Consider the following 2,861-nt stretch of genomic DNA (forward strand, 5'->3'; position numbering starts at 1 on the left):
CCGCCTCAGATCTCGTAATCGATCTCGCCTTCGAGCCATGCGACGATGCGCTGTGCGGCCTGGACGGGGTCGAGCTTGGTGGTGTCGATGCGCAGTTCGGGGTGCTGGGGAGGCTCGTAGGGGCTGTCGATGCCGGTGAAGTTCTTCAGCTGGCCGGCCCGGGCCTTTTTGTAGAGGCCCTTGACGTCGCGCTGTTCGGCCAGGGCCAGGGGGGTGTCGACGAAGACCTCGACGAACTCGCCGTCGGCCAGGATCTCGCGGGCCAGGCGGCGCTCGGCGCGGAACGGCGAGATGAAGGCGGTCAGGACGATCAGGCCGGCGTCGACCATCAGCTTGGCCACCTCGGCGACGCGGCGGATGTTCTCCACCCGGTCCTCCTCGGTGAAGCCCAGGTTCTTGTTGAGGCCGTGGCGGACATTGTCGCCGTCCAGCAGATAGGTGTGGCGGCCAAGCGCGTGCAGGCGCTTTTCCACCAGGTTGGCGATGGTCGACTTGCCCGCCCCCGACAGGCCCGTCAGCCACACCACCCGGCCGCGCTGGCCCTTCAGCGCCGCTCGCGAGGCCTTGCTGACGTCGGTGTGCTGCCAGTGGATGTTGTCGGCCCGGCGCAGGGCGAAGTTGATCAGCCCCGCCCCCACGGTGCGGTTGCTGATCCGGTCGATCAGGATGAAGCCGCCCAGGTCGCGGTTGTTGGCGTAGGGCTCGAACGGAATGGCCTGGTCCAGCGACAGGTTGACCAGGCCGATCTCGTTGAGCTCCAGCTTCTTGGCGGCCAGGTGCTCCAGGGTGTTGACGTTCACCCGGTGCTTGATCTCGGTGACGCTGGCCCCGACCGTCCGCGTCCCGATCTTCAGCAGGTAGGACCGGCCGGGCGGCAGGGGCTCGTCGTCCATCCACACCACGGTGGCCTCGAACTGGCCGGCCACGGCGACCGGATCGTCGGCGGCCACCAGGATGTCGCCGCGGCTGACGTCGATCTCGTCGGCCAGGGTGATCGTCACCGACTGGCCGGCATAGGCTTCGGGAAGGTCGTCGGGCTTGGTGACGATGCGGGCCACGGTGCTCTGGCGGCCGGACGGCAGCGACTTGACCCGGTCGCCGGGCTTGACCGTGCCGGCGGCGATCTGGCCGCAGAAGCCGCGGAAGTCGAGATTGGGCCGGTTGACCCACTGCACGGGCATGCGGAAGGCCTGGCCGCGCAGGTCGTCCTCGACCTCCACGCCCTCCAGCCAGTCCATCAGGATCGGGCCGGCATACCAGGGCGAGTCCTCGCCGCGGCTGGCCATGTTGGCCCCGGTCAGGCCCGAGATGGGGATCGGGGTGAAGGCCTTCAGGCCGATCTGGTCGGCGAAGCGGCGATAGTCGGCGACGATGGCCTCGAAGGTCTTCTGGTCCCAGCCGACCAGGTCCATCTTGTTGACCGCCAGCACCACGTGGCGGATGCCCAGGAGCTTGACCAGGTAGCTGTGGCGGCGGGTCTGGGTCAGCACCCCCTTGCGGGCGTCGATCAGGATCACCGCCGCATCGGCGGTCGAGGCGCCGGTGACCATGTTGCGGGTATATTGCTCGTGGCCGGGGGTGTCGGCGACGATGAACTTGCGCTTGTCGGTGGCGAAGAAGCGGTAGGCCACGTCGATGGTGATGCCCTGCTCGCGCTCGGCGGCCAGGCCGTCGACCAGCAGGGCGAAGTCGATCGCCCCGCCTTGCGTGCCCACCCGCCGGCTGTCGGCCTCCAGGGCGGCCATCTGGTCCTCGAAGATCATCTTGCTGTCGTAGAGCAGCCGGCCGATCAGGGTCGACTTGCCGTCGTCCACCGAGCCGCAGGTGATGAAGCGCAGCAGCGACTTGTGCTGGTGGGCGACCAGATAGGCGTCGATGTCGTCGGCGATCAGGTCGGAGGGCTTGTAGACCGTGGCCTTGTCGGCCGCGACGGGGGCTGGGGCGGTCATCTAGAAATAGCCCTCCTGCTTCTTCTTCTCCATCGAGGCGGACTGGTCATGGTCGATGACCCGGCCCTGGCGCTCGCTGGTGGTGGTCAGCAGCATCTCCTGGATCACTTGCGGCAGGGTGGCGGCGGTGCTCTCCACCGCCCCGGTCAGCGGGTAGCAGCCCAAGGTCCGGAAACGGACCGATCGCATCTGCGGGACCTCGCCCGGCCGCAGCCGGAAGCGGTCGTCGTCGACCATGATCAGCGCGCCGTCGCGCTCGACCACCGGCCGCTCGGCGGCGAAGTACAGCGGCACGATCGGGATGGCCTCCAGGTGGATGTATTGCCACACGTCCAGCTCGGTCCAGTTGGAGATCGGGAACACCCGCAGGCTCTCGCCCGGGTGCTTGCGGGTGTTGTACAGCTTCCAAAGCTCGGGCCGCTGGTCCTTGGGGTCCCAGCGCTGCTCGGCGGTGCGGAAGCTGAACACCCGCTCCTTGGCCCGGCTCTTCTCCTCGTCGCGCCGCGCTCCGCCGAACGCCGCGTCGAAGCCATGCTTGGCCAGGGCCTGCTTGAGGCCCTCGGTCTTCCACAGGTCGGTGTGCAGGGCGCTGCCGTGGTCGAACGGGTTGATGCCGCGCGCCTCGGCCTCCGGGTTCTTGTGGACCAAGAGCTCGAAGCCCAGCTGCCGGGCGATGGTGTCGCGCAGCTCGTACATCGCCCGGAACTTCCAGGTGGTGTCGACATGCAGCAGCGGGAACGGCGGCCTGGACGGATAGAACGCCTTGGCCGCCAGGTGCAGCATCACCGCGCTGTCCTTGCCGATCGAGTACAGCATCACCGGCTTCTCGCACTCGGCCGCCACCTCACGCAGAATGTGGATGCTCTCCGCCTCAAGACGCTGCAGATGCGTCAGACGAGCAGGGGAAAGGGC

Annotated in this window: 2 protein-coding genes; both read right to left on the bottom strand. The window is 68.0% G+C overall.

The window, feature by feature from the left end; all coding sequences use genetic code 11:
* Nucleotides 1-5 precede the first annotated feature (5 nt).
* Complete coding sequence (gene cysN, locus EV278_RS23810) at nucleotides 6-1,949, bottom strand: sulfate adenylyltransferase subunit CysN (protein ID WP_132096721.1); 1,944 nt, start codon at nucleotides 1,947-1,949, stop codon at nucleotides 6-8.
* The coding region (gene cysD / locus EV278_RS23815; protein ID WP_132096723.1) for a sulfate adenylyltransferase subunit CysD at nucleotides 1,950-2,861 on the bottom strand (912 nt) is incomplete at its 5' end. It lies immediately after the preceding gene.

Origin of the sequence: Caulobacter sp. BK020 (assembly GCF_004342605.1) — a bacterium.
Taxonomy (GTDB): Bacteria; Pseudomonadota; Alphaproteobacteria; order Caulobacterales; family Caulobacteraceae; genus Caulobacter.